The following is a 7,029-nucleotide window of genomic DNA, read 5'->3' on the forward strand; positions in this document are numbered from 1 at the left end:
CCTCCCACCCCCGGCGGCACCGGAGAACCCGAACCACGCCGCTCCCGCGCCCGCCTGACCACCGTGTGCGCGGTGGGCCTGCTGGTCATCGCGGCCCTCCAGCTCAACGGCCGGAACTCCGACGCCGGCACCTCCGACCGTGCCCCGCTGCCCCCGGCCGTCGCCCGGGCCGGCCTGCCGACCACGGCCGCCCCGTCCGTGGACGCGGCCACCCGGCCCCTGCCGCGCGCGACGCCCGTACGGCTGTACGTCCCGAAGATCGGCGTCGACGCTCCCTTCACCACCCTCTCCCTCGACGCCACCGGCCGGCTCAAGCCGCCGCCCGCCGCCGACACCAACCTCGTCGGCTGGTACTCCGGGGGCGCCTCCCCCGGCGAGACGGGCACCGCGATCATCGCCGGTCATGTGGACACCGCCACGTCCGCCGCCGTGTTCGCCCGGCTCCGCGAGCTGCGGCAGGGCGACGTCTTCCACGTCGAGCGCGCCGACGGGCGGACCGCGTCGTTCGTCGTCGACGAGACGGAGACCTTCGCCAAGAACGACTTCCCCGACCAGCGCGTGTACGCCGACGCCACCCGACCGGAGGCACGGCTCATCACCTGTGCGGGTGACTACGACCGCAAGGTGCGGGACTACACCGAGAACCTCGTCGTCTTCGCCCACCTCATGTGACACCGGGTCCGCTCCCGCCTCGGAGCTGCCGACCCGCCAGATCTCCCAGCGCGTCTCCCAGTCCGTCTTCGACGGCTCCAGGCTCCGTGTCGTCCTGCTGGTCGACGTCTACGACGGGGCCCAGCAGCAGTTCCTCGAGGCGTACGAACAGCTGTGCAACCAGGTCGCGTCGGTGCCCGGGCACGTCAGCGACCAGCTCTGCCAGTCCATCGAGAACCCCTCCCAGTGGCTCATCACCAGCGAATGGGAATCCGCGCCGCCGTTCCTCGCCTGGGTCAACAGCGAGGAACACGTCCGCATGGTCGAACCCCTGCACAGCTGCGTCCGCGACACCCGCCCGCTGCGCTTCCACATCGTCCGCGAGACCGGCGGACCCGCCGTGAGCGCCGACCCCGCCGAGCGCCGCCTGCAGACCTCGCCCCGCATCGGCGACGGCCTGATCCGGCACGCCCTCACCTTCACCGTGAAGCCGGGCAGCGAGGACGTCGTCGCGAAGATCCTCTCCGACTACGCCTCCCCCGACCCGAAGGTGGACGACACCACCCGCCTGTGCCGCACCTCCCTGTTCATGCACGGCAACCGCGTCGTACGCGCCATCGAGGTGCGCGGCGACCTCCTCGCCGCGCTCCGCCACGTCGCCCGGCAGCCCGCGGTGCGTGCCGTGGAGGAGGCCATCAACCCCTACCTGGAGCAGGACCGCGACCTCGACGACCCCGAGTCCGCGCGGGTCTTCTTCACCCGGGCCGCCCTGCCCGCCGTGCACCACGTCACCGCCGAGCAGGACGACCCGCACGCCGAACGGCACGCCCTGTACTACCCGGCACGCCCCGGCAAGGGCATGCGGCTGGCGGAACTCCTCTCGCAGCACGACGAGGCCGCCGCCGACGACCCGACCGGGCCGGTGCTGCGCAGCACCATCTTCCAGCGCGACGACGTCGTCGTACGCCTGATCGACGTACGCGGCGGACTGTCCGCCGCCGACCCGGCCCGCGCCCTCGGCCTGACGGACCCGAAGCGGATCGCCGAGCTGACCGAGCTGCCCGCCGACGACGCGCTCGCGGACCTGCTGGAGCAGGCCCGGATGAAGCCCGTCACCGACCGCCGCTCCCCCGGCAACTGACGCCCCTCGGCACACCCGCGCCCCGAAACCCCCCACACGCGATCGGAGCAACGTCGTGATCACCTCCCGTCCCAGAATCGTGGATCTCAGCGAGATCGAGCCCAACACCCGGCGCGGCGGCGACCTGCGCGCCATGCTCACTCCCGCCACGGTCGGCTCCACCAGCGGCTTCATGGGCGTGGCCATCGTGCAGCCCGGCGACCGCATCGGCGAGCACTACCACCCGTACTCCGAGGAGTTCGTGTACGTCCTGTGCGGGCAGCTGGAGGTGGACCTGGACGGCGAGCCGCACCCGCTCCAGCCCGAGCAGGGCCTGATGATCCCCATCGGGATGCGGCACCGCTTCCGCAACGTCGGCAACGTGGAGGCACGCCTCGTCTTCCACCTCGGCCCGCTCGCGCCGACGCCGCCCCAGGGCCACGTCGACACGGAGGACACCTCCGAGCAGTCCGATCGCGTCGCGGTGGCCGGGTCATGAGCCGGCGCGTGGCGGTGACCGGCATAGGCGTCGTCGCCCCCGGCGGCATCGGCGTCCCCGCGTTCTGGGACCTGCTGTCCGCCGGGCGCACGGCGACCCGCGGCATCACCTTCTTCGACCCGGCCGGCCTCAGGTCGCGGATAGCCGCCGAATGCGACTTCGACCCCGTCGAGCACGGACTGGACGCCGACCAGATCGCCCGCAGCGACCGCTACATCCAGTTCGCGCTGGTCGCCGGCGAGGAAGCCGTACGCGACGCCGGACTGGACATGGACCGGGAGGACCCGTGGCGGGTCGGGGTCTCCCTCGGCACCGCCGTCGGCGGCACCACCCGCCTCGAACACGACTACGTCCTCGTCAGCCACCACGGGCAGCGCTGGGACGTCGATCCCCGCGAGGCCGAACCCCATCTGCACCGGGCGTTCGCGCCGAGCACCCTCGCCTCCGCCGTCGCGGAACGCTTCGGCGCGCAGGGGCCCGTGCAGACCGTGTCCACCGGCTGCACCTCCGGCCTGGACGCCGTCGGCTACGCCTTCCACACCATCGCCGAGGGCCGCGCCGATGTGTGCATCGCCGGCGCGTCCGACTCGCCGATCTCCCCCATCACCATGGCCTGCTTCGACGCGATCAGGGCCACCTCCCCCAACAACGACGACCCGGAGCACGCCTCGCGTCCCTTCGACGCCGACCGCGACGGGTTCGTCATGGGCGAGGGCGGCGCCGTGCTCGTCCTGGAGGACCTGGACCACGCCCGCGCCCGCGGCGCCCGCGTCTACGCCGAGCTGGGCGGCTACGCCACCTTCGGCAACGCCTACCACATGACCGGTCTGACCAGGGAGGGAGTGGAGATGGCCCGCGCCATCGAGACCGCCCTGGACCGGGCCCGCCTCGACCCCACCGCCGTCGACTACGTCAACGCGCACGGGTCGGGCACCCAGCAGAACGACCGCCACGAGACCGCGGCCGTCAAACGGGCGCTGGGGCAGCACGCCTACGCCACGCCCATGAGCTCCATCAAGTCGATGGTGGGGCACTCCCTCGGCGCGATCGGGGCGATCGAGGTCGCCGCCTGTGTGCTGGCCCTCGACCGCCAGGTGGTTCCCCCCACCGCCAACTACGAGACGCCGGACCCCGAGTGCGACCTGGACTATGTGCCGCGCACCGCGCGTGAGCGCCGGATGGACACCGTGCTCTCCGTGGGCAGCGGGTTCGGCGGCTTCCAGTCCGCGGTGGTCCTGACCCGGCCGAGGGAGAGGACACGATGAGCGAACCGCAGCCACGGCGTGCCGCCGTCACCGGCATCGGTGTGGTGGCCCCGAACGGGCACAGCACCGAGTCCTTCTGGAAGTCCACCCAGGAAGGACTCAGCGTCCTGGACCGCATCACCCGCGAGGGCTGCGACCACATGCCGCTGCACGTGGCCGGTGAAGTCCGCGGCTTCGAGGCGGGCACGGCGGTCGAGGAACGCATCCTCGTGCAGACCGACCGGTTCACGCACTTCGCGCTGACCGCCGCCGACGCCGCCCTGGACGACGCGCGGCTGGGCCGCGCCGACACCGACCAGGACCCGTTCTCCGTCGGCGTGGTCACCGCGGCCGGCTCCGGCGGCGGCGAGTTCGGCCAGCGGGAACTGGAACAGCTGTGGGGCAAGGGCAGCCGCTATGTCGGCCCCTACCAGTCCATCGCCTGGTTCTACGCCGCCAGCACCGGCCAGATCTCCATCCGCCGCGGCTACAAGGGCCCCTGCTCCGTCGTCGCCGCCGACGAGGCGGGCGGCCTGGACGCCCTCGCGCACGCCGCGCGAGCGGTGCGGCGCGGCACGGACGTCCTCGTCGCCGGTGCGACGGAGGCCCCCATAGCGCCGTACTCGATGGTGTGCCAGCTCGGCTACGAGGAGCTGTCCACCGAGGCCGACCCGGACCGCGCCTACCGCCCGTTCACCGACGCGGCCTGCGGGTTCGTGCCGGCGGAGGGCGGCGCCATGCTCGTCGTGGAGGACGAGCGCACCGCCCGCGAGCGCGGCGCACGGGTGCGGGCGCTGATCGCCGGGCACGCGGCCACCTTCACCGGCGCCTCTCGCTGGGCGGAGACCCGGCAGGGCCTCGCCCAGGCCATCGCGGGCGCCCTCCAGGAGGCCGGGTGCGCGCCCGGCGAGGTCGACGCGGTGTTCGCCGACGCGCTCGGCGTGCCCGAGGCCGACCGGGCGGAGGCGCTGGCGATCGCCGACGCGCTCGGCGCGCACGGCGCGCGCATCCCCGTCACCGCGCCGAAGACGGGCATCGGGCGCGGTTTCTGCGCGGCGTCCGTGCTGGACACGGCCGCGGCGGTGCTCGCGATGGAGCACGGCCTGATCCCGCCCACCCCGAACGTCTTCGACGTCAGCCACGATCTCGACCTCGTGACCGTCCGCGCCCGGCCCGCCGAGCTGCGCACGGTGCTCGTCCTCAGCCGGGGGCTCATGGGGTCGAACTCGGCGCTCGTGCTGCGGCGCGCGACCGCCGGGGCCGAGTGAACCCGAACGCTACGCAAGGAGCGACACCTGATGAGTGACCGCATCACAGTGGAAGAGCTGTCGGAGCTGATGAGGAAGGCGGCGGGTGTGACCGTCCCTCCCGAGGAGCTGGAGCAGCAGTACGACACGACGTTCGACGTCCTCGGCATCGACTCGCTGGGTCTGCTGGGCGTCGTGGGGGAGCTGGAGAAGCGTTACGGCGCCGCGCTCCCCCCGGACGCGGAACGCAGCAAGACGCCCCGGCAGTTCCTCGACCTGGTCAACGGCGCTCTCGTGGCGGGGGCGTGACATGGCCGGACACACGGAGAACGAGATCACGATCGCGGCGCCCCTCGACCTGGTCTGGGACATGACCAACGACGTGGCGAACTGGCCGAGGCTGTTCAGCGAGTACGCGTCGGCGGAGATCCTCTCGCAGGAGGGGAACAAGGTCACGTTCCGGCTGACCATGCACCCGGACGAGAACGGCAAGGTGTGGTCGTGGGTGTCGGAGCGGGAGGCCGACCGGGACACGCTGACGGTGAAGGCGCGCCGCGTGGAGACCGGGCCGTTCGACCACATGAACATCCGGTGGTCGTACGCGGAGGTGCCGGGCGGCACGCGGATGGTGTGGACGCAGGACTTCGCGATGAAGCCGGACGCGCCGGTCGACGACGACTGGATGACCGACAACATCAACCGGAACTCGAAGGTGCAGATGGCCCTGATCCGGGACCGGATCGAGAAGGCCGCCGCCGAGCAGGGCCGTACGCCCGGCCTGAGCGGCTGACCCGGACACGGCGAGGGAAGGACGCACCGTGCACCACACTCTGATCGTCGCCCGGATGGCTCCGGGGTCGGCGCCCGACATCGCGAAGATCTTCGCCGAGTCCGACCGGGGCGAGCTGCCGCACCTGGTGGGCGTGACCCGGCGGAGCCTGTTCCAGTTCGGCGATGTGTATCTGCATCTCATCGAGGCCGAACGGGACCCGGGCCCGGCCATCGCGAAGGTGGCCGGACATCCCGAGTTCCGGGACGTCAGCGAGCGGTTGTCGGCGTACGTCAGCGCGTACGACCCGGAGACCTGGCGGTCCCCGAAGGACGCGATGGCCAGCTGCTTCTACCGCTGGGAGCGGGACGGCACCGCCTGACCCTTCCTGTACGGCACCGACCGCCCTCCCCGCGACCGTGCGGGCCGGGCGGTCGGTGCCGTTCGTCGTGCGGGCTCCTCGGGGCGCTGCCCGGGTCAGGCCGGCACGGTGCAGTCGAAGGCGTGCAGATACGGGTTGACGGGTGCGACCGCGCCGATGACGAGGCCCGCCTCGGTGAGCCGGGTCGACATGCTGTGCGTGGTGTGCTTGGCGCCGCCCACGTTGAGCAGGAGCAGCAGGTCCATGGCGGTGCTGAAGCCCATGGAGGGGGTGTCGTCGACGAGGTTCTCGATGACGACGACCCGGGTGCCGGGGCCGCCGGCGTCGATGACGTTGCGCAGGCAGCGGGCGGTGGAGTCGTCGTCCCACTCCAGGATGTTCTTGATGACGTAGACGTCGGCCTTGACCGGTACGGCCTCGCGGCAGTCGCCGGGCACGATCCGCACCCGGTCGGCGAGCGCGCCGCCGGGCCGCAGCCGCGGGTCGGCGTTCTCCACGACGCGGGGCAGGTCCAGCAGGGCGCCGTTCATCGCGGGGTACTTCTCCAGCAGGCTGGCGAGGACATGCCCCTGCCCGCCGCCGATGTCGGCGACGGAGGTGGCGCCGGTGAGGTCGAGGAACGCGGCGACGTCCCGCGCGGACTGGGTGCTGGAGGTGGTCATGGCCCGGTTGAAGACGTCCGCGGACTCGGGGGCGTCCTCGTTCAGCCAGGGGAAGAACTCCTTGCCGTACAGGCCCTCGACGACGTTGTGGCCGGTGCGGACCGCCTGGTCGAGCAGCGGCCAGGCGTCCCAGGTCCACGGTTCGGTGCACCACAGGGCGATGTCGCGCAGGCTGTGCGGGTCGTCCTCGCGCAGCAGCCGGGACATGTCGGTGTGCGCGAAGGTGCCGTCGGGGCGTTCGGTGAACACGCCCCGGCAGGCGAGGGTGCGCAGCAGCCGGCGCAGCGGCCCGGGTTCGACGCGGACGGCGGCGGCGAGGGCGTCCGCGCCGAGCGGTGTGTCCCCGAGGGCGTCGGCGACCTTGAGGCGGGCGGCGGCGCGCAGGGCGGCGGCTCCGGCCGCGCCGAACACCAGCTCGCGCAGCCGCATCGCGGGCGGCGGGGAGGCGGTCTGCG

General features: G+C 72.7%; 9 protein-coding genes. 8 read left to right on the top strand and 1 reads right to left on the bottom strand.

Annotation, left to right across the window (positions count from 1 at the left end; genetic code table 11):
• The 8 genes from MTQ10_RS25480 to MTQ10_RS25515 form a co-directional block, all read left to right on the top strand.
• Positions 1-672 (top strand): class F sortase (locus MTQ10_RS25480; RefSeq protein WP_374117687.1); only part of this gene is annotated, 672 nt, incomplete at its 5' end.
• Entirely contained in the window at positions 608-1,792 is a 1,185-nt protein-coding gene (locus MTQ10_RS25485; protein WP_374117688.1) for a SchA/CurD-like domain-containing protein, read from the top strand. The genes MTQ10_RS25480 and MTQ10_RS25485, both read left to right, overlap by 65 nt.
• A 55-nt stretch (positions 1,793-1,847) precedes the next feature.
• Positions 1,848-2,270, top strand: coding sequence for a cupin domain-containing protein (locus MTQ10_RS25490; protein ID WP_247472502.1), 423 nt, complete (start codon positions 1,848-1,850; stop codon positions 2,268-2,270).
• Positions 2,267-3,535, top strand: coding sequence for a beta-ketoacyl-[acyl-carrier-protein] synthase family protein (locus tag MTQ10_RS25495; RefSeq protein ID WP_247472503.1), 1,269 nt, complete (start codon positions 2,267-2,269; stop codon positions 3,533-3,535). The genes MTQ10_RS25490 and MTQ10_RS25495 overlap by 4 nt, the downstream gene beginning before the upstream one ends.
• A complete protein-coding gene (locus MTQ10_RS25500; protein WP_247472504.1) occupies positions 3,532-4,782 on the top strand; it encodes a beta-ketoacyl synthase N-terminal-like domain-containing protein in 1,251 nt (416 codons plus the stop codon). The genes MTQ10_RS25495 and MTQ10_RS25500 overlap by 4 nt, the downstream gene beginning before the upstream one ends.
• A 30-nt stretch (positions 4,783-4,812) precedes the next feature.
• Positions 4,813-5,070, top strand: a complete 258-nt coding sequence (locus MTQ10_RS25505; protein WP_247472505.1) for an acyl carrier protein — start codon at positions 4,813-4,815, stop codon at positions 5,068-5,070.
• A gap of 1 nt (position 5,071) precedes the next feature.
• On the top strand, positions 5,072-5,551 hold the full coding sequence (locus tag MTQ10_RS25510) for an SRPBCC family protein (protein WP_247472506.1): 480 nt from the start codon (positions 5,072-5,074) through the stop codon (positions 5,549-5,551).
• Positions 5,552-5,579: 28 nt separating this feature from the next.
• Positions 5,580-5,912, top strand: coding sequence for a TcmI family type II polyketide cyclase (locus tag MTQ10_RS25515; protein ID WP_247472507.1), 333 nt, complete (start codon positions 5,580-5,582; stop codon positions 5,910-5,912).
• A gap of 95 nt (positions 5,913-6,007) precedes the next feature.
• Here the strand turns inward: MTQ10_RS25515 and MTQ10_RS25520 are convergent.
• On the bottom strand, positions 6,008-7,029 hold a 1,022-nt coding region (locus MTQ10_RS25520), incomplete at its 5' end, for a methyltransferase (RefSeq protein ID WP_247472508.1).

The organism is Streptomyces sp. XM83C, from assembly GCF_023072675.1.
GTDB classification, from domain to species: Bacteria; Actinomycetota; Actinomycetes; order Streptomycetales; family Streptomycetaceae; genus Streptomyces; species Streptomyces thermocoprophilus.

Bases quoted from the DNA above. Each gene is read 5' to 3' on its own strand.
- MTQ10_RS25495 (WP_247472503.1), top strand. From the start codon at position 2,267: ATGAGCCGGCGCGTGGCGGTGACCGGCATAGGCGTCGTCGCCCCCGGC.
- MTQ10_RS25500 (WP_247472504.1), top strand. From the start codon at position 3,532: ATGAGCGAACCGCAGCCACGGCGTGCCGCCGTCACCGGCATCGGTGTG.
- MTQ10_RS25505 (WP_247472505.1), top strand. From the start codon at position 4,813: ATGAGTGACCGCATCACAGTGGAAGAGCTGTCGGAGCTGATGAGGAAG.
- MTQ10_RS25510 (WP_247472506.1), top strand. From the start codon at position 5,072: ATGGCCGGACACACGGAGAACGAGATCACGATCGCGGCGCCCCTCGAC.